The 19,719-nt window shown below is 38.4% G+C and carries 16 protein-coding genes; 9 read left to right on the top strand and 7 right to left on the bottom strand.

The window, feature by feature from the left end:
- Window positions 1-105 precede the first annotated feature (105 nt).
- The gene (hemH, locus tag AAY42_RS11855; RefSeq protein WP_055395465.1) at window positions 106-1,137 is read left to right on the top strand and encodes a ferrochelatase; all 1,032 of its coding nucleotides are present in this window, start codon (window positions 106-108) and stop codon (window positions 1,135-1,137) included.
- On the top strand, window positions 1,138-2,511 hold the full coding sequence (locus AAY42_RS11850; RefSeq protein ID WP_055395463.1) for an MATE family efflux transporter: 1,374 nt from the start codon (window positions 1,138-1,140) through the stop codon (window positions 2,509-2,511).
- Here AAY42_RS11850 and AAY42_RS11845 read toward each other — a convergent pair.
- From AAY42_RS11845 to AAY42_RS11830, 4 genes are all read right to left on the bottom strand, one after another.
- Window positions 2,508-3,947: a serine hydrolase domain-containing protein gene (locus AAY42_RS11845; RefSeq protein ID WP_055395461.1), complete on the bottom strand. Its 1,440-nt coding sequence runs from the start codon at window positions 3,945-3,947 to the stop codon at window positions 2,508-2,510. The two genes, AAY42_RS11850 and AAY42_RS11845, sit on opposite strands and share 4 nt — an antisense overlap.
- A 24-nt stretch (window positions 3,948-3,971) precedes the next feature.
- Window positions 3,972-4,397 carry a nuclear transport factor 2 family protein gene (locus tag AAY42_RS11840; protein ID WP_055395459.1) on the bottom strand — a complete coding sequence of 142 codons (426 nt, stop codon included), beginning with the start codon at window positions 4,395-4,397 and terminating at the stop codon, window positions 3,972-3,974.
- 28 nt (window positions 4,398-4,425) lie between these two features.
- A complete protein-coding gene (locus AAY42_RS11835) occupies window positions 4,426-5,568 on the bottom strand; it encodes a PQQ-dependent sugar dehydrogenase (protein WP_055395457.1) in 1,143 nt (380 codons plus the stop codon).
- Between the two features lie 79 nt (window positions 5,569-5,647).
- On the bottom strand, window positions 5,648-6,661 hold the full coding sequence (locus AAY42_RS11830) for a helix-turn-helix domain-containing protein (RefSeq protein WP_055395456.1): 1,014 nt from the start codon (window positions 6,659-6,661) through the stop codon (window positions 5,648-5,650).
- 82 nt (window positions 6,662-6,743) lie between these two features.
- Between AAY42_RS11830 and AAY42_RS11825 the strand changes: the two genes are divergently transcribed.
- A complete protein-coding gene (locus AAY42_RS11825) occupies window positions 6,744-7,838 on the top strand; it encodes a lactonase family protein (protein ID WP_055395454.1) in 1,095 nt (364 codons plus the stop codon).
- 6 nt (window positions 7,839-7,844) lie between these two features.
- Here AAY42_RS11825 and AAY42_RS11820 read toward each other — a convergent pair whose 3' ends face one another.
- Genes AAY42_RS11820 through AAY42_RS11810 form a run of 3 tightly spaced genes read right to left on the bottom strand, consistent with a single transcriptional unit; the run spans window position 7,845 to window position 11,403 of the window.
- Complete coding sequence (locus AAY42_RS11820) at window positions 7,845-9,158, bottom strand: SMP-30/gluconolactonase/LRE family protein (protein WP_055395452.1); 1,314 nt, start codon at window positions 9,156-9,158, stop codon at window positions 7,845-7,847.
- Between the two features lie 16 nt (window positions 9,159-9,174).
- Complete coding sequence (locus tag AAY42_RS11815) at window positions 9,175-10,266, bottom strand: TFIIB-type zinc ribbon-containing protein (RefSeq protein WP_055395450.1); 1,092 nt, start codon at window positions 10,264-10,266, stop codon at window positions 9,175-9,177.
- Between the two features lie 3 nt (window positions 10,267-10,269).
- Window positions 10,270-11,403, bottom strand: coding sequence for an SPFH domain-containing protein (locus AAY42_RS11810; RefSeq protein ID WP_055395448.1), 1,134 nt, complete (start codon window positions 11,401-11,403; stop codon window positions 10,270-10,272).
- Window positions 11,404-11,544: 141 nt separating this feature from the next.
- On the opposite strand from AAY42_RS11810, the gene AAY42_RS11805 reads away from it, so the two are divergent.
- The 6 genes from AAY42_RS11805 to AAY42_RS11780 all read left to right on the top strand — a co-directional run bounded on the left by AAY42_RS11805 (window position 11,545) and on the right by AAY42_RS11780 (window position 19,677).
- On the top strand, window positions 11,545-14,682 hold the full coding sequence (locus AAY42_RS11805) for a WD40/YVTN/BNR-like repeat-containing protein (protein ID WP_055395446.1): 3,138 nt from the start codon (window positions 11,545-11,547) through the stop codon (window positions 14,680-14,682).
- Between the two features lie 75 nt (window positions 14,683-14,757).
- A complete protein-coding gene (locus tag AAY42_RS11800; RefSeq protein ID WP_055395444.1) occupies window positions 14,758-15,306 on the top strand; it encodes a CopD family protein in 549 nt (182 codons plus the stop codon).
- 111 nt (window positions 15,307-15,417) lie between these two features.
- Window positions 15,418-16,827, top strand: coding sequence for a sensor histidine kinase (locus AAY42_RS11795; protein ID WP_055395442.1), 1,410 nt, complete (start codon window positions 15,418-15,420; stop codon window positions 16,825-16,827).
- 36 nt (window positions 16,828-16,863) lie between these two features.
- Window positions 16,864-17,646: an enoyl-CoA hydratase/isomerase family protein gene (locus tag AAY42_RS11790; RefSeq protein WP_055395440.1), complete on the top strand. Its 783-nt coding sequence runs from the start codon at window positions 16,864-16,866 to the stop codon at window positions 17,644-17,646.
- 24 nt (window positions 17,647-17,670) lie between these two features.
- Window positions 17,671-19,224: a hypothetical protein gene (locus AAY42_RS11785; RefSeq protein ID WP_313777882.1), complete on the top strand. Its 1,554-nt coding sequence runs from the start codon at window positions 17,671-17,673 to the stop codon at window positions 19,222-19,224.
- Between the two features lie 6 nt (window positions 19,225-19,230).
- A complete protein-coding gene (locus tag AAY42_RS11780) occupies window positions 19,231-19,677 on the top strand; it encodes an META domain-containing protein (RefSeq protein ID WP_082433420.1) in 447 nt (148 codons plus the stop codon).
- Window positions 19,678-19,719 lie beyond the last annotated feature (42 nt).

Raw genomic sequence — 19,719 nt, 5'->3', positions numbered from 1 at the left:
CCCAACTAAATTAGGATTATCTATGGAATTATAAGGAAACAAATTGGTGGAATCAAATGTAAAACCATCTTCAAGTAGTATTTTTACTGCTCTTAACAAATTGCTATGAAAGGAGTATTATTGGTTAATTTGGGTTCTCCAGATAGTCCAACCGCAAAAGATGTAAAACCATATTTGGATGAATTTTTGATGGATGAACGCGTTATTGATGTTCCCAAATGGTTGCGAAACATCATTGTTAGGGGAATCATATTACAGACGCGCCCAAAAAAATCTGCTGAAGCGTATTCCAAAATTTGGTGGGAAGAAGGTTCTCCATTGATTGTAATCTCAGAACGATTTGCTGAAAAAGTGAAGAATCAAACAGAAATGCCTGTTGCCCTTGGTATGCGTTATGGTTCAATGACCATCAAAAATGCGTTACAAGAATTAAAAGATAAAGGCGTGGATGAGGTACTGTTGGTTCCTTTGTATCCGCAATATGCAATGAGTTCTTTTGAAACCGTTGTGGTAAAAACCATGGAAGTGCAGACTGCACATTTTCCAGAAATGGAAATTACTACGCTACCGGCTTTTTACAACAATCCGGACTATATAGAAGTGCTTTCAAAAAGTATTGAAAGAGGACTTGAAGAGTTCGACTATGACCACATCCTGTTTTCGTATCATGGTATCCCGGAACGTCATATTCGAAAATCGGATCCAACAAAATTCCACTGTAAAATAGATGGAAGCTGTTGTCAAACAAATTCTGTGGCGCACCATACATGCTATCGTCACCAATGTTTTGATACTACAGAAAAAGTAAAAGCTTTTTTAGGATTGCCAGAGGATAAAACAAGTATTTCTTTTCAATCTAGGTTGCCCAATGATCCATGGCTAAAACCATTCACCGATTTTGAATTTGAACGTTTGGCAAAAGAGGGAAAGACAAAGTTGGCAGTAATTACCCCAGCATTTGTCTCTGATTGTTTGGAGACGTTGGAAGAAATTGCAATGGAAGGTAAGGACCAATTTATGGAAGCCGGCGGCGAATCCTATATTCACATCCCTTGTCTAAATGATAATGAGGAATGGGTGGAGCTAATGGCCAAATGGGTCAATGATTGGCAGTCCAAAGAAACCCTGCCCGTGTAGATGGCAAAAGTCTCCTCTGATCAATTAGGAACAGAGCCGATTGGCAAATTGCTGATCAAGCAAGCGGTACCCGCTTCCATAGGAATTTTAGTGATGTCCCTGAATGTTTTGGTGGATTCCATTTTCGTAGGAAATTGGATTGGCTCCATTGCCATAGCCGCCATTAATGTTGTGCTACCCGTATCCTTTTTTATTGCTGCATTGGGAATGGCAATCGGTATTGGCGGTTCCAGCATAATTTCCAGGGCACTGGGAGCTGAAAACAAAGAAAAAGCCCTTAAAACTTTTGGAAACCAGATTACACTGACCCTTTTGGTGACTATCAGTATGGTGGCTTTGGGGCTCTACTTTGTAGATGATCTTATACCTGCCTTTGGCGGTAAGGGAACCATCTTTGAACCCGCAAAAATTTATTATACCATTATTTTATACGGAGTACCATTTTTAGCACTTTGTATGATGGGCAATACGGTCATTAGGGCCGAAGGGAAACCAAAATTTGCCATGATTGCCATGATTATTCCTTCTGTTGGAAACCTGCTCATGGATTACATCTTTATCTATGTTTTTGACTGGGGGATGCATGGAGCAGCATGGGCAACAACAGTTGGTTACCTGCTCTGTTTTGGCTACATCTTCTATTTTTTTCTTTCTAAGAATTCAGAACTAAAAATAAGTCTATCACATTTTGGGATGAACATGCCAATTTTAAAAGAAATTGGTTCTCTTGGTTTTGTAACCTTGGCAAGACAGGCAGTTACCAGTATCACCTATTTGTTGATGAACAATATCTTGTTCAATTTAGGAGGCGAGGCCATGGTTGCTGTGTACGCTATTATTGGTAGAATGCTCATGTTTGCGCTATTCCCTGTTTTTGGTGTTACCCAAGGGTTTTTACCTATTGCAGGGTTTAATTATGGCGCTTTAAAATATGACCGCGTCAAAGAATCCATTTATACAGCTATTAAATATGCGGCTTTGGTAGCCACACTTGTATTCATAGGATTGATGGTCTTTCCAGAAGCCATAACATCATTGTTCCTAAGTAGCAGGGAAGATTTGCCTGCAGAAGAATTAATAGCCAATGCTTTTGTATTGGAACATGCCCCTACAGCAATGCGATGGGTCTTTGCGGCAACACCTATTATAGCATTACAATTAATCGGGGCTGCCTATTTTCAAGCTGTTGGAAAAGCAATCCCTGCCTTGCTTCTAACCTTAACGCGACAAGGATTCTTTTTTATTCCACTTGTTTTGATTTTACCCTGTTTTTTGGGAGAATTGGGAGTTTGGATATCTTTTCCAATTGCGGATGTTTTGGCAACAATAGTCACGGGGATTTATTTGCGGAAAGAAATACGCGGTTTGGACTAGTCGCTAATTTTATTGACCAAAAGGTTTTTGACCCCGAAATTGGAAATTGAAAAACCAATCACTTTTTCTGCTTCTTTAAGAAAAGTGAGCTGAAAATTAAAATAATTGTTTCCTATAAAATCAGCCTCACCAGTTTGTGTCAATTTCATATTTCCCAATCTGTGGTGTTTGAGTACGAGCATATTATTTTCAATGTCTATTTCATAGCTCGTTTGAAGCTCATTACTGGCGTATAGACCTTTAAATTCTTTAAAATTACTTGTGAATTTAGGCCTTACTTCTGCTTTCGGCTGTTGCAATGGTTTTTCAAGATAATTTTCGGCTTGCCTTTTGCCTAAAAACAAATCTGCAATTTGAAATCCATTTTTTAGAATGTTGTAATGTTCATCATTACTAAGGGTGATTATTTTCCAGTCATCTTCAGGAAAACGGGCCAAGAAAGCTCTAAAACCTGCATCATGCCCACCATGACTGATGAGTTTGTGATCTTTGTATTTCCAAATTAATTGTCCTTTTGCATGGTAAAGTGTATCTTTTTTGGTTTGTCTATAGATAACAGCATTGCCATTTTCTAAGTTAGAAACCTTGTTGAATTCTTTGAATAAATCGATGTCTCCAACGATGGGATTGTCAAAATTATTGGCCCATTTCGCTAAATCTTCAACGGTTGTAAAGAGGCTTGTTGGTCCAACATTTGAGTAATTCAGTTCTTTTTTGATATAATTCCCATTCTTTATTTCATAAGAATATGCTCTGTTTTCCACCACTTTTTGATAATCATCATAAAACTGGGTATTACCCATTTTAAGAGGTTGAAAGATGTTTTGTTTTGTAAATACTGCAAAAGATTGCCCACTAATTTTTTCTACTATTTTAGCAAGTATAGTATATCCAGTATTACAATAACCAAAGGCAGTACCTGATTCAAAGTTTAAACCTTTTTGGTTATAGGCCAAACCCAAGATTTGTTCAGTGGTGATTACATCTTCGAGTGACCATCCTGCCAATGTCAATAAGGCCCATTGGTCTCGCAATCCACTCGTATGTGAGAGCAGATGTTTGATACGGATGATTTTGTGGTAATCAGGTAATTCGGGCAAGTATGTTCGAACATCATCTTCAAATGATAGCTTACCCTTCTTCTCTAAAAGGTAAATAGCAAATGCGGTAAACTGTTTAGAAACAGATGCGACATGAAAAATTGTTTTTGGTGTTATGGGAATGTCATACTCTAATGTGGCTTGACCATATCCCTTTTTGAATACAATAGTAGTGTCTTTGACGATGGCCACAGCTACTCCTGGAGTTTCTGTTGTATAAGAACTAAATAAATTATCAATTGCCTTTTCTAAATCTCCACTTTTGTCTTGAGAGAATCCATAGATAGATGATAATAGCAAAAAAAGCTTTAAAAGGGAAACACCAATATTTTTCATGTTTAAAATAATAAGATTAGAGTATTATTCAGTTATTAAAGTTGCCGCTTTGCTGATGATTTTCCATTTACCATCAAGTTTTTTCAATAGGAAGATGTCTATAAACTTTAGATTCTGTTTAGGAATCAGGATTTCAGCTTTAGCGGATGCTATATTGTTTGCATAATCCACATTCAGAATTTTTCCAACCCTTCCATTGAACTTTCCTTGTTCTCTATTCTTAAATAGGTTTGCATATTCCTCAGGGGATAAAACCCATAACTCTTGGTCTTTTTTGGAAAGGAACAAATCGGCGCCTTTATAAAATGCTGATTGAATAAGTTCTTGGTTGTTATACGATGAACCATCAATATAGTTCTGTAATGTTTGTTTAATTTCCTCTTCTTCAGACTGTGCTGATAAAGAAAGTGATAGGAACAAAAGTGTAATAGTCAAGAATTGTGTTTTCATGTGTTGCTAAGTTTTAGAATTGAATTATTTATTGTGCTTTAATTTGAATAAGTTTTCCATTATCCTCATCGGTAAGGATATATAATTTTCCATCTGGGCTTTGTCTTACTTTACGTATACGAACACGGTCGTCGATGAATAGTTCTTCGGCACTTTTGATAATTTCACTTTCAATGCGAAATCGCCATAGACTTCCACGGGATAAACCGGGAACAATTAAATTATTCTCCCATTGGGGGAATTCGTTGCCAGTATAGAATGTAAGTCCTGTGGGAGCTACGGTATGTTGCCAAAACCAAACAGGAGGTGTAAAGGTCACGCCTTCAAATTTTGGTGGAGTATAATCTTGACTACGCAATTTTCCAGAGGTTACATTGGGCCACCCGTAATTTGCTCTAGCTTTGAGAATATTGATTTCATCACCTTGAATAGTACCATGTTCGCTAAACCAAATATTACCCGTTTTAGGTTCTACAGTTATTCCTTGTGCTGCTCGTATACCCATTGCATATAAACCGGGCACGGCATTTGGACCAAAATCTGGGTTATCGTCTGGAATACTCCCATCAGGATTAATGCGATATATCTTTCCTCTTTTATCAGACACATCTTGTGCAATTGGTATTTCAGGCTCATCTTTTTCCCAATAGAGGCGCTCACCAATGGTGATGTATAGTTTGCCATCTGGCCCAAAGGTCATACCGCCACCATAATGATAGTATTCTTTTGTAAAGGGATTTGCCTCAAGAAGAGTTTGATGCTGGAGAAGGGAATCGTTCTTTAGCTGTGCGCGAACTATTTTGGTAGTTGTTCCTTTCCCTGGTACTTTGGCGGCGTATGAAACATATACCCATGGGTCACTAGTAAAATCAGGATCAATAAGCACCTCAAAAATTCCTGAATTGTCGCCAAAGTGAATGGCACGTATGCTATCGGTTAAATCCGTTGGAAACCCTTTGATGATTCGTTTTTCTTTTGAGTTAAGATTGATGCGTAGAAGATGTCCGTCTTTTTCGGAAACCAAAGCTTCTTCATTGGATAAGAAGGCCATGCTCCAAGGATGGTTGAGCCCGTCCATTACAATTTCCTTGGTCGGTAAAGATGGTATTGTTGATTGCTTTTCTGAACAACCGATCAAAAGAACTATAAAAGCAACTATCAAGTTTTTCATCCTATATAACTTTTCTACAAATGATAAAAAACCAGAACTAAAATCCTTTAAAAAACATGATTTTTAAGACGAAAAGAAGCTAGACTGTTCCAAATTCTTTTCGGTATTGCGAAGGTGTTAATTGGGTTCTGGCTTTAAAAGCCAAGTTAAAGGATGTGGCATTACTGAAACCACAATCGTAGGCTATGGCTACTATTTTCTCCTTATTGTAATCCGAATCAGCCAACAGTTTTTTGGCTTTTTCAATGCGATAGCCATTCACAAATTCTGAGAAATTCTTGTTCTCATTTTCATTTATGGCCTGAGACAGTTTTCTGGGTGAGGCATGTAATTTTTCCGCTACAGTTTCAAGTGAAATAGTATTATCAAGGAAAACCTGTTCTTGTTCAAAAAGATTTTTTATGGAATGCAAAAGCTCCTCCGAAGCAGATTTGTTCAAAGAAGAGGCATTGTACTTTCCCAATTGAAAAGCATGTTTCTGCAAAAAAAGAAAAGAGAAAATATAAATCAATACAGAGAAAAAAACAGCACCACCTATGTAAAGGGAGAACAACCCTGCAAGGTGACCCATGTAAAAAAGCCAGATTAAGGCAACTCCTATAACCAGATTTCTGTACCAAGAAGCCCGCTGCGGATGCACTTTTGTTCTATGCTTATAGAATACCTGAGAAGAGAAAACAACATAAGTTGCCAAATGTGCAAATACTGTAAGATAAATAGCATAAGAGATTGGACGACCATCGTTAGGAATAATGGCACATAAAAAGGCAAATAAAACAAATGGAACAATATGGATGTAATCCTTTAGAACGAATTTTTTTTGAGCGTCCAATAATGCTTTACCATAAAACCACAAAAAGGGACCAGTCAACAAAATACCGGATAGGCCCAAATTGCGTTGCCAAGGGTCTAAATTCAAATGCACATTAAGTATGGACTTGCCTATTCGCATGGTCAATCCAAAAATAGCCAGCCCCAAAAAAATGTTGGCATTTCTGTTTCCCTTTTTTAGGGTTAGAAGGTAAAAAGAAAGAAAGAGCGCTTGCGCAACGCCCAAAGAACTTAAAACCAAAATTAAGACATCCGTATTCACTGTTCAAAAATATAAAGAAGGAGATAAAGAAAACTTGCATGTCGCATTTAGTTACTATTTTTAGCAAAAGACCTTTTAAAACATGAAGTTTTCGTATTTAATTTTTAGTGTTCTTTTGATCGGTTGTTCAGAAAAGAAACAAATGGAAAAGATGTATCCATTATTTGTGGGAACCTATACCAATGGGGATAGCGAAGGTATTTATAAGTTGACTTTTGATGCCAATACAGGAATTTTAAGTGAACCAAAACTTTCAGCAGTTTTGCCCAATCCTTCGTTTTTGGAGATATCAAACGATAAAAAATATTTGTATTCAATTCAAGAAACTGCGGATTTTAATGACGTAAATGGAGGTATTTCTTCTTTTGAATTAATTGATGGGGAATTATCACATTTGAATACAGTCGATGTAGGCGGGGCTCACCCTTGTCACGTAACCTTGTCCGATAAGAGGCAACTGGCCGCTTCAAACTATACAGGGGGTAGTGTTTCTATTTTTGATTTGAATGCTGATGGAAGTTTAAAGCCCAATCCACAAATTATTGACCATAAAGTGTTGGATACTGCTAAGGTAGCTCATGCCCACAAGGCACATTTCAATAAAGATGGATTATTTGTTTCTGATTTAGGGCTGGATGCAATAAAAAGATATATTCAGAATGAGGGCTCATGGATACCTGCACATCAAGCTTCATTGGATTTTCCAGATGGCGCCGGGCCACGTCATTTTGAGTTTAATGCAGACGGAAGTTTCCTTTATGTAATCAATGAACTAAATGCTACTATTACTGTTTTAAAAAGGGATGATGAGGGGAGTTATAACCCAATTCAAACCGAAAATACCTTGGCACCCGATTGGGAAGGTGTAAAATCCTGCGCAGATATTCATTTATCTCCGGACGGACGGTTTTTATACGGCTCAAACCGAGGTGAAAATACCATTGTTATATTCTCGGTTGATCAGGCAACGGGAAAAATCAGCCTGACTGGTCGTGAATCTGTTCATGGAGATTGGCCCAGAAATTTCTCGATTGACCCTAGCGGTAATTTTGTGTTAGTTGCTAACCAAAGAAGCAATAACATTACCGTATTTAAACGAGATGTTGAAAACGGTACAATGGAATTTTTAAGTGAAACTAAATTATCCAGTCCTGTTTGTCTTGAGTTTTTGAATTGAAAAGCCCTATTCGCATTGATAGGTTTTATTATTGAAATCAAACGAAGTACCGGTATCTGGCCTAAGAGCGCCATGCCATGAATCTTTGTGCCATTTTTCAGGCTCATCATCGCTTCTATAATCAGCGGTAAAAAAAGAGAAGTCTTCCGTAAAGGTGATGATGATATCCCCTTTTCCATCAGCGTCATGCCATCTTCCGTTCATTACATTACCCTTTAGTCGCCCCCAAACACCACCCAAAGCATCTTTATGAATCAATAAATAGGAGCCGGCCACTTCATCCGCATCAATGAGCAAATCAAACCTGCCAATTTCAGTGCAATAGTTTTTGGCCTGTACCTTAGGTTTCAATGATTTTATGATCAACGAATAATCTTCCAACTTAGATTCATCCTGTATTGTATTGGCTTCTTGGTTCATTTGGTCCATTTGGGAGTCAGCAATAAAATACAGAACATCGTTTTCAATATCAAAGGTGGTTGGGATGTCCGTTTCGTTTTTAAGCTCCCATATTTTCTCTTTGCTTTCAATCGCGGTACCCTTTGTAGTGAGTTGAAATTGATATACGCCATTTTGGGTTTGATCTCGTTTGCCGTTTATTATGGCGATGAGCTTGTTTTTATAAAATTTCAATCCATCAACACCTTTATAATTGTTAGGAGGATTCACCAGTTTTTTTGAAGCGATATCTAGAATTCTTAGTCCACTAGCATAGGAAGCGAAATAGAGGTATTTATCATTGGAGGAGATAGCAATGCCATTGCTATGTTTAAGGTTGTCATGGCTTAAAAAGATTTCTAGGTTATCTTCTTCTTTGTTGATGGTATAGATGTTGTTACTTTCTGAATCAGTAATAAATACCGTTCCTTCATCACTTATGGCAATATCATTTAAATAAATAAACTCTGAATTATCAATGGAATATGATTTGATTAAATCACCTGTGAGGGTATTCAAAAGTAAAAGAATCGACTTGTTATCTGCTTTGGGCAAACTGTTGCCTAAAGCAAAAAGCGTATCACCCTTAATGGTCATTCCAAAACCGGATAAATACCCATGTTCATTTTCAATGATGAAATCTTCTGGATCGCTGCCATCCAGATTACAACGCACAATTTTGTTGTGCTTAAGACTATTGATATATACCTTTTTGGTTTTTGTATCGATGGCAATACCTTCTGGAATAAGGTCTTTTTCAAAATGAAGTGTTGTAATATGAGTGTTCCCTTGACCATAACATTTATGGTTGGAAATTAATATAGATATAAAGCAAATTCCAAAAAACCAGAGTTTAGATTCCAAAAAATTATAATTCCCCATTATCAATTTTTTATAATTACCCCTGTGCCAGAAATACCAATATGGCAATTATGATAACTCCAAAGACAACAGCTGAAAATATTTTCCAAAAACTATAAGGTCGTGTTCCTGAAATTGTACCATTTTCCCCATTAATGTAAAAATTGTATTCTTTGCCTTTGTACCGATATGCACTTATATAAACAGGTAATAAAATATGTTTGAAGGTTTCATCGGATAGACTCATGTTCATGCTGGTCACTCGTTGTGTATCTCCCCCAATATCTTGTCTGCACCAGCGCTTGGCAATACGTTCCGCCTCACCCTTTGCCGATAAATGCCCTTGCTTTAAAGGGATGGTATATTTTTCGGTGACAAACCCGGAAAGGAAACCACTATTGAAAGGCTGTAATTTTTTTAAATTCCAATGTGCGATTTTGGTTGGGATTCTGCCTGCCTTCTGTTTGGAAGCCTCTATCAAAGTATCATCTACAAAACCGGAAACTCTTCCAGAAGCAGGATACCAACGCGTTTTTCTAACCCGTTGCGAGACCATTTTACCTTGTGCATTCCTAACTCTACGTGTCTCATAATAATATTCACCTCGTTGCCCAGTATAAAAAGCTGAAAGTTGTGCGTCAAACGTCCAATAGGGCAGATACAATCCTTTGGTAAATTGAGGGTCTAAAGAAGCCTTTTTAAGTTTAGTGGGCGCACACCACAATTTACTGACCCACTTTTGAAAAATGAGGAATGATTTCTGTTTTTCAATCTGAAAAGGCAGCACGGCGCCGGGAAGTATCCAATCTTCTATATAAGCATCTTCTATGATTAAAGGCATACTGCAATAAACGCAATGAAGGGACTTGTAATTTTCTTCTACATGCTGATTGGCACCACAATTTTTACAATGAAGCATAGAGATTTCCTCACTGTGTTTTTGGGCACCCATCTCTTTCAGATATGGATATAACTCCAGTTCTGCAAACCCATTTCCATCTATATTGATAGATTCCTCATGCCCACAATACTCGCAACTAATATTGGTAGTTCCAGGTTTGTATTTGAGCTCTGCACCGCAATTAACGCAGGGTTTTTTAAGTTCTGTTTTTTGGATTGATGGTTCCAAAGATTAATTGTTTGGCAACGGTGGTGGGGTATTTCCCCCTAAAAACGATTTTAATTCCTCAACATCCTTCAAGGCGGTCCAAGCTGCCATGCCTTGTTTCCAAACCAAACTGTCTCTATTAACGGTACGCCCCGCAAAAAGAGCCTGTAATTGCTCAAAAGACACTGGTCCTTGTTGCGTTCCATTTGAAGCATAGAAATACTGAACTGCAGTTGGCATTGGTGGAGGAACTGTTACTCCTGGCTGCTGAATTTGTTGAACGCCACCCATTTGGGGGCTCATCATGCCACCCATTTGTTGAGCCAATACAAAACCCATTCCCATTCCCATACCAGCTCCGGCGGTACCACCTTCATTCTTGGCTGCTGCCTCAATAGCTTTTGCAGTTTTAAACTTGGTCAATTTGTCCAAATCCAACTTATCAATACGGCTGTACTCAAAGATTTCTTTTTTGAGGTCTTCGGGCATGGAGACGTTCTCGATATAGAATTTCTCCAAGGAAATCCCTACAGAAAGGAATTCTGGTTTCATGACGTCTTGACAAGTTTCTGAAAGTTCAGAAGTATTTGCGGCATACAATTCTATGGGCAAATTGGCTTCGCCGACGGTATCCGTGAATCGGGTTGCAATCAAACTTTTTAGATGTTCATTGATTTCAAAATTGGTGAAGTTGTTATCGGTTCCAACAATGTCCGTAATAAATTTTCCGGCATCCGAAATTTTAAAGGCATAAGTACCAAAAGCTCTGATCTCCACTAAGCCAAAACGATCATCGCTTAAAGTGATTGGGCTTTTGGTGCCCCACTTTTCATCGGTAAAAAGATGGGTGTTCACAAAATAGACCTCAGCTTTAAAGGGAGAATTAAAACCATATTTCCAACCCTTTAGGGTTGCTAAAATGGGGAGGTTTTGTGTAGTTAGGTCATAAGTGCCTGGTTTAAATACATCTGCCAATTGACCTTCGTTTATAAAAACAGCGGTCTGCCCTTCCCTTACAATAAGCTTGGCCCCATTCTTTATTTCATTTTGATAACGCTCAAATCTATGGGCAATGGTGTCATCAGTATAGTCGAGCCATTCAATAATATCAATAAACTCATGTGTGAGTTTCTCTTTGATCTTGCTAAAAATATCCATGGTAATGTGTTTGTGTTAATAATCTAAAACTACTAAAAATGAACGATTACTTCATCTGATACATTAGTATTAAATTATCCACATTGTTACATGCCATGTTTTTCCCTACATTTAATACCGACTAATTCAACACTTAAGAAAATGAAACAACTACTTTCCAAAGCCGGCTTGTTATTGCTGGCACTATGCCTTTTTACCCCTATAGCAGAGGCTCAACGACGCAATAAATCTTCACAAACAGCTCCTGAATATCCAGAAGAACTCTATTCCAGTTTGGAGTACCGTTTGGTAGGGCCATTTCGAGGTGGGCGTTCTGCCGCAGTAACTGGAGTTCCAGGAGAACCGAATCTTTTTTATTTTGGAGCCACTGGAGGCGGTGTTTGGAAAACATTGGATGGTGGCCGTAGCTGGGAGAATATTTCCGATGGCTATTTTGGAGGAAGTATTGGCGCTGTTGAGGTGGCCAAAAGTGACCCTAATATAATTTATGCTGGAGGTGGAGAAAAAACACTTCGTGGAAATGTATCCAGTGGTTACGGTATATGGAAGACCGAGGACGCTGGCAAAACATGGACTTCGGCGGGGCTTAAAAACAGTCGTCATGTACCACGAATTCGAATCCATCCAACAGACTATAACACAGTATTCGCAGCTGTTCTGGGGAATATCTACAAACCTACCAATGAACGCGGAGTGTATAAAAGTATTGATGGTGGAAAAACATGGAAGCAAGTCTTGTTCGTAAATGATCAATCTGGGGCCGTGGATTTAACCTTTGACCCTAACAACCCAAGAATACTTTATGCATCCACATGGCGAGCCAAAAGAACACCGTATAGCTTGAGCAGTGGGGGCGATGGATCCGCACTTTGGAAGAGCACTGATAGTGGGGAAACGTGGATGGAAATTTCAAAAAATGAAGGCTTTCCAAAGGACACTTTAGGAATTATTGGTGTTACCGTGTCACCAAAAAACAGTGACAGGGTTTGGGCCATTATTGAAAACAAGGAAAAAGGAGGGCTGTACCGTTCTGATGATGGGGGTAAAAAATGGACACGTGTCAATGAAGAACGAAAACTAAGACAGCGGGCCTGGTACTATACCCGAGTATATGCGGATACCGAAGATGAAGATGTGGTTTATGTTCTCAACGTACGCTATCACAAATCTACAGACGGGGGTAAAACCTTTAATACCTTTAATGCACCCCATGGAGATCATCATGATCTTTGGATTTCCCCAGAGAATTCAAAACGGATGATTATAGGTGATGATGGTGGAGCACAGATCAGCTATGACGGTGGTGAAACCTGGAGCACCTATTACAACCAACCAACAGCCCAGTTTTATCGAGTAACAACAGATAATGCTTTTCCGTATCGGATTTATGTGGCACAGCAAGATAATTCTACCATAAGAATTAATCATCGTAGCGATGGCGGTTTTATTGGTGAAGACGATTGGGAACCAACAGCTGGGGGAGAATCGGCTCATATTGCTGTAGACCCAACAAACAATGATATTGTGTATGGAGGTAGTTATGGCGGATTTTTAACAAGAGTAAACCATAAGAATAATACCGTTAGGGGAGTTAATGTATGGCCAGACAACCCAATGGGATATGGAGCCGAAGGCATGAAATATCGCTTTCAGTGGAATTTTCCAATCATTTTTAGTAAGCATGACCCTAAAAAACTGTATACGTTTTCCAACCATGTACATTTAAGCACTAATGAAGGGCAAAGTTGGGAATTGCTCAGTGGTGACCTGACACGAAATGATCCGAACAAACTGGTTAGCAGTGGAGGTCCAATTACGCAAGACAATACAGGAGTGGAATATTATTGTACCATTTTCGCCGCTAATGAAAGTCCCATAAAAGAGGGATTGCTTTGGGTAGGGAGTGACGATGGGCTGATACACGTGACCAAAGATGGTGGGGCAAATTGGGAAAATGTTACTCCACCCAATATGCCCGAGTGGAATATGATTAACAGTATAGAACCTTCAGCTTTTGATGAAGGTACTTGCTATGTTGCAGCAACACGATATAAATTGGGGGACTTTCAACCTTACCTTTACAAGACTACAGATTATGGCAAGACATGGTATAAAATAACGAACGGTATAAATAACGAACACTTTACACGAGTGCTTCGGGAAGACCCAAAAGTAAAGGGCCTATTGTATGCAGGAACTGAAACGGGAATGTATATTTCTTTTAATGATGGCAAAAGCTGGCAAAAATTTCAGTTGAATTTACCCATAGTTCCCATTACGGATTTAACCATTAAGAACAACAATTTGATTGTGGCTACCCAAGGGCGAAGTTTATGGGTCATTGATGATTTAACGGTTTTACATCAGTTAGATGTCTCCAAGAAGAGTTCCAATGCCATTTTATATCAACCTAATGACAGCTATAGAACCAAAGGTACTGCTGCTAAGAAACCTTCAAAAACGGAGGGTCAAAATCACCCAAATGGAGTTGTCACCCATTTTTACCTTAAAGATTTTACAGAAAAGGATAGTGTTGCTGTTACCTATACCAAAATGAATGGAGATACTTTGGCGGGCTACAGTAATTTTTCGAAAGACAAGAAGAAAAAAATAAAAATAAAAAAAGGAGGGAACACACATGTTTGGGATACGCGTGGTAAGGGAGCAGAAAAATTGGAGGGCATGATACTTTGGTGGGCCAATTTAGGTGGAGCAAAGGCGGTCCCAGGTAACTACCAGGTTCATTTAAATGTGAATGGGGACAATCAATCCAAAGAATTTAATATTCTCCTAGATCCTAGGGCCGAGGTTTCTGTTACCGATATGCAAAAGCAATATGATTTTATTTCAGACATTAATGAAACCGTGGATCTAGCGCATAAATCCATAAAAAAGATTAGGAAAATCAATACGAAACTAGATGCTTTTGTAAAACAATATAAGGACAATGGGCAAACTACAGATTTAGTGGAAAAGGCAAAAAAAATGAAAGAGGATTTTGGTGAGATAGAAAAAGCCTTGTATCAAACCAAGAACCGTAGCAATCAAGACCCACTTAATTTTCCAATTCGGTTGACAAACAAGCTGGGGCACCTCAACAGTTTGGTCTCCATTGATGATTTTCCACCAACAGAACAAGATATCGCGGTGAAAAATGAACTTTCATCCAAAATAAAAACACAACTAACTGCTTTTGATGCCTTAATAGAAAAAGAGATGAAGGAGTTTAATACCGAGTTTAATGGTTTACGCTTGGATTATTTAAGTATTGAGGAATAAATGGGCAAAGGATAAAGGTTACGGGTGTTTCATTTTTGAACGACACCCTTTACCTTTGATCCACCAACCGATAATATGGAAATCTACAATTACATAAAATCACTGCACCTAATTTTTGTGGTTACCTGGTTTGCCGGGTTGTTTTACATTCCTCGATTGTTTATTTATCATATTGAAGCTTGGCAAAAACCATCTCCTGATAAAGAAATCTTATCGGAACAGTTAAAGCTCATGACCAAAAGATTGTGGTACATCATTACCTGGCCATCGGCCATTTTATGTACCCTATTTGCCATTTGGCTTTTGATTTTGATGCCCGGTTGGCTTCAGCAAGCTTGGATGCATGTAAAATTGGGGTTTGTGGGTTTACTTTTTTTCTATCATTTAAAATGCCATCAAATTTTCAAACAGTTACAGCGAGATGATGTCAAGTATACTTCGCGTTTTATGCGCATCTGGAATGAGATTGCCACGTTGGTCCTGTTTGCAATAGTTTTCTTGGTTGTTTTAAAAAATGCCTTCAATTGGATTTATGGTGTGTTTGGGATTTTTGTCTTGGCTATTTTGTTGATGCTTGGTATCCGCCTGTATAAAAGGATTAGGGACAAAAATCCAAATGCTTGAAACTTGCTCTTAAATTCAACCTAAATATGGCGTGATAATTGCGTAAATTTACCTCAAATCAGTTTCAATTTGTTCAAGAAATTTTCCCTGAGGTCTCGAATTTTTATCACTATGATTTTGCTGGTGCTCATAGCATCTGTTTTAATCGCAGGAGTCACCATTTATCAGTATAGGGAACAAAGCAAGGACTACCATGAAAATAGGTTGGAGCGAAAAGAAGAACAGATACTCCAGAGTTTAGCCTACGCCTTAAGGGAAACTACTTACCCAACCACTCCTGAGAATCTAGAATTTATTTTCATGGACGAAATTTACAAGATTGCGGATGTGCAGAATGTAAATTTCAACATTTATGACCTTGAAGGAGCTTTGGTAAAAAGTTCCCGACCCAGTTTTGAGGCAGATTCCATTTCCAATTGTCTAGATGCGTCCATTTTAAATAATCTTCAGTCCAGTGCAAATAAACGTTATGTTGAAGAAAAGACAGCTGCTGGAGATAATTATAAGGCCTCGTATACCTACATAAACGATGCAAAGTTTAAACCAATCGGTATAATGAACCTGCCCTATTTTGAAGATAATTCCTTCAGCAATATGGAGTTGCGCGAGTTTATGTTTCGGTTGGGAGGGGTGTATTTGTTGATGCTACTTTCAGCAATTATCCTTGCCTATTTTATATCAAAATACATTACCCGGTCATTACAGACCATATCGGATAAGATGAACCAGACCAACCTAACCCAAGGGAATGAGAAAATCCACATCGAAAATCCAACAGAGGAGATTGGAAAATTGGTGGATTCCTATAATGGAATGATTGATGAGCTGGAACAGAGCGCGGTAAAATTAGCAAGAAGTGAACGGGAACAAGCTTGGCGGGAAATGGCAAAGCAAGTGGCACATGAAATTAAAAATCCATTGACACCCTTGCGGTTAACAGTACAGAGTTTTGAACGCAAGTTTGATCCCAACGATCCAAAAGCAGAAACCAAGATTAAAGAGTTCTCGAAAACATTGATTCAGCAGATAGATACCATGAGCAATATTGCCTCAGCATTTTCAAATTTTGCGAATATGCCGGCCCAGCAAAATGAGACCTTGAATGTGGTTAAAATCGTAAAACTGGCATTGGAAATTTTTAATGAAGAGTACATTCATTTTATTGCTGATGAAAAAGAAGTTATTGCCAAGCTAGATCGCACACAACTCATCAGGGTCATCACCAATCTGGTAAAAAATGCGATTCAAGCCCTACCTGAGGTAGATTCCCCAAGAATTCTTGTCACTGTGGCTTCCGAAGAAGAGATGGTAAAAATTTCGGTGGCAGATAACGGAATTGGTATTTCAGACCAATTCAAACAAAAAATATTTGAACCCAAATTCACTACAAAATCCAGTGGAATGGGCCTTGGTCTTGGAATGGTTAAGAATATTGTGGAAAATTACAACGGAAGTATAGATTTTACCTCACAAGAAGGCAAGGGAACCGTATTTACCGTGAAATTTCCCAAAGAGCTATAATATTTCATATAGAATTTAATTACATAGGACGTTAAGATGGATTACAAGAACATTTATATCGAAGAAGAGAACAATATCGCAACGATAACGATTAATCGTCCCAAAAAACTGAATGCGCTTAACAAAAGAACCATTGAAGAACTTCATGTTGCTTTCAAAGAGTTGGATGAGGATACTGGAATCAAGGTTATCATTATAACAGGAAGCGGAGAAAAAGCTTTTGTGGCGGGAGCCGATATTTCTGAGTTTTCCGATTTTTCCATTCAAGAGGGATGGCAGTTGGCGGCAGAAGGTCAAAAACTGTTGTTCAATTTTGTAGAGAACCTTTCCACGCCGGTGATTGCCGCGGTAAATGGTTTTGCTTTGGGGGGTGGATTGGAATTGGCAATGTCATGCCATTTTAGATTGGCGAGCGAAAATGCAAAAATGGGGCTGCCCGAGGTTACATTAGGCCTTATACCAGGGTATGGAGGCACACAACGCCTTCCAATGCTTATTGGTAAAGGAAGGGCCATGGAAATGATTATGACAGCTGGAATGATCGATGCAGCAACAGCTCTTGATTATGGCCTTGTAAACCATGTGGTTTCGCAAGAAGAATTACTCCCGTTAGGCCATAAAATAGCAAGCAGGATATCGAATAACTCCTCTGTAGCGATAAAATATGCAATAAATGCTGTAAATGCTGGTTTTAAGTATGATGTAAACGGTTATGCCGCAGAAGTTGATGCTTTTGGTAGCTGCTTTGGTACCAATGATTTTAAGGAAGGTACTTCGGCCTTTTTAGAGAAGCGGAAAGCAGATTTTCCTGGGTCCTAGCTGTTGGTCTAACCAAACCAGACTATGATGAAACAAAGATTTGTACTACTGTTCCTATTTTTGATGGGTGTTATGGGTAATGCCCAAAAAATGCCCGTTTCCTATGATTTTGGCGAAAAATTCAATGATAGATACCGATATTCCAACCTTTTGACCATCGCTGATGATGGTGAAGACGGATATGTACTGGTTAGAGCTTATTTTCAAGGGCTTATTCTTAAACCAAAAGGATATTTGATTGAGCGTTATGACCGAAACCTGCAGTTAGTCTCAGAATACAATTACAAGCTCAAAGGTCTTGACTTTGTAGATGGGTTTCTAAAAAACGGACAATTGAACCTGTTGTTTTTGAATTATAATTATGATCGTGGTCAGTATGAGTATTCAGTGCATACAAGCCCTATTCACGAATTTAATTTTAGAGAGAAAAAGCTATTGTCCATTTCTTCTGAGCAGGTACAGAATCCAGTGGGCAAGAATTATTATAATAGGAATTTTTCAAAAGGTTTCTCCACGGCCATACTTTTCAACCAAGAAAAGACGGGCTTCATTATTAGTACCCATCACAAGAAAGGAAAATCCAACAAACATATTATTCATTTGTATGACACCGCATTGAACAAAAAATTTGAGCATGACTTTTCATATGAAATAGAAGAAAAGAACTATGCGTTTGAAAATATTGCCATATCCTCAGATTTACAAACGGCATATATAATTGGTAAAGCCTATTTTAAAAAGAAACGGTTTCGAGTTGATGAGCGAAAATTTCAATACGAATTGATTAAGGTTTCACAAAATGGAAGTCAAACACAGTCTTTTGACGATCCCGGAAAGTATTCGGAAGGATTATATCCTATTATATTAAGTGACAGACTGGTCTGTACTGGATTTTATGCAGATAGGAAGGATAATAGATATAATGGTATTGCCTATTTTGATGTTAATCCCATTTCGCTGAACATCAATTCCAAAAAATACAATCCATTTTCGCAACAGTTTATGGAAGACAAATTTGGTAGGGATGAAGAAAAGGAAATCAAGAATTTGGTTTTTAAAGGAGTGGAGATAACACCTGAAGAAGAAATCTTTTTCAATGCTGAAGAGTATTTTGTGACCAATAGCATGGAAGTAACCGGAGCTGGGCAACGAATACGAATTGAACGGTTTCACCACAATGACATTGTAAGCGCCAAATTGAATACCAATGGAGATTTGGCATGGGCAAGAAATATTAATAAGGCTGAGGTTACCCAAGGTGATGGAGCATATGCTTCGTACAGCTCATATTCCAGAAATGGAAAAACATACTTCTTTATCTGTACATCTTCCGAGAACCCCCAATTGATAAATAATGAACGCATTATTTTCAAGCAGGGACTTAGTAGGAACAGGAATGTTTTTATAATCTCTTTGGATGAGGATGGAAAAATGGACTATGAGAAAATAATAGACAACCAAGAAGCCAGACTTCCATTGATGGTTTCAAAGCCATTAAAGAACATAGCGGAAAATAATATGCTATTTTATGCCAAACGTGGTTCCAAAAAACAATTGGTAAAAGTAGCGTTTAATTGATTTGTGATGAAAAGGTGCTTACTCGGCTTAGTTCTTTGTGTGTGCCTTGGTAGTTGCGGTGCCAAGGAAGAAAGCAATATTGGAGACAATAACAGTGCAATCCTTGGAACCTGGAAAATCACTTCCATTAAGGTTTCCTCCGCTAGCTTGACCCAAAGACCACCTACTGGTGAAGCAATTTCCATTTCTTTTTTAGAAGATGGAGCGTTCAATGGATCAACCCCGAACAATACGTTTAACGGACTTTATGGATTTGAAGGTACAAATACTTTGACGATAATCGAGTTTGGCGCCACAGAGGCAGAAGACACAACATATGGACAGGCATTTTTCAATGCCGTAGAAGCAGCTACCGTATCTGAATTGGAATCCACACAGTTTGGATATAGTTTTGAAAGCCAGGACCTGATTTTGGTCTTTGGTGACTCGGGAGAAATGGTTCTGGAAAAATGAATCACACGTTAGCCAAAAAAAGCTGTCTGTTAAAGTTTCTTA

This window comes from Flagellimonas eckloniae, assembly GCF_001413955.1.
Taxonomy (GTDB): Bacteria; Bacteroidota; Bacteroidia; order Flavobacteriales; family Flavobacteriaceae; genus Flagellimonas; species Flagellimonas eckloniae.
Note: the sequence above shows the minus strand (reverse complement) of the source record. Positions and strands in the feature narration are given on the sequence as shown.

Excerpts from the sequence above, each read along its gene's own strand:
- AAY42_RS11785 (WP_313777882.1), top strand. The coding sequence starts at position 17,671 with ATGATGAAACAAAGATTTGTACTACTGTTCCTATTTTTGATGGGTGTT.
- AAY42_RS11825 (WP_055395454.1), top strand. The coding sequence starts at position 6,744 with ATGAAGTTTTCGTATTTAATTTTTAGTGTTCTTTTGATCGGTTGTTCA.
- AAY42_RS11835 (WP_055395457.1), bottom strand. The coding sequence starts at position 5,568 with ATGAAAAACTTGATAGTTGCTTTTATAGTTCTTTTGATCGGTTGTTCA.
- AAY42_RS11805 (WP_055395446.1), top strand. The coding sequence starts at position 11,545 with ATGAAACAACTACTTTCCAAAGCCGGCTTGTTATTGCTGGCACTATGC.
- AAY42_RS11790 (WP_055395440.1), top strand. The coding sequence starts at position 16,864 with ATGGATTACAAGAACATTTATATCGAAGAAGAGAACAATATCGCAACG.
- AAY42_RS11810 (WP_055395448.1), bottom strand. The coding sequence starts at position 11,403 with ATGGATATTTTTAGCAAGATCAAAGAGAAACTCACACATGAGTTTATT.
- AAY42_RS11800 (WP_055395444.1), top strand. The coding sequence starts at position 14,758 with ATGGAAATCTACAATTACATAAAATCACTGCACCTAATTTTTGTGGTT.
- AAY42_RS11850 (WP_055395463.1), top strand. The coding sequence starts at position 1,138 with ATGGCAAAAGTCTCCTCTGATCAATTAGGAACAGAGCCGATTGGCAAA.
- AAY42_RS11845 (WP_055395461.1), bottom strand. The coding sequence starts at position 3,947 with ATGAAAAATATTGGTGTTTCCCTTTTAAAGCTTTTTTTGCTATTATCA.
- hemH (WP_055395465.1), top strand. The coding sequence starts at position 106 with ATGAAAGGAGTATTATTGGTTAATTTGGGTTCTCCAGATAGTCCAACC.
- AAY42_RS11820 (WP_055395452.1), bottom strand. The coding sequence starts at position 9,158 with ATGGGGAATTATAATTTTTTGGAATCTAAACTCTGGTTTTTTGGAATT.
- AAY42_RS11795 (WP_055395442.1), top strand. The coding sequence starts at position 15,418 with ATGATTTTGCTGGTGCTCATAGCATCTGTTTTAATCGCAGGAGTCACC.
- AAY42_RS11840 (WP_055395459.1), bottom strand. The coding sequence starts at position 4,397 with ATGAAAACACAATTCTTGACTATTACACTTTTGTTCCTATCACTTTCT.
- AAY42_RS11780 (WP_082433420.1), top strand. The coding sequence starts at position 19,231 with ATGAAAAGGTGCTTACTCGGCTTAGTTCTTTGTGTGTGCCTTGGTAGT.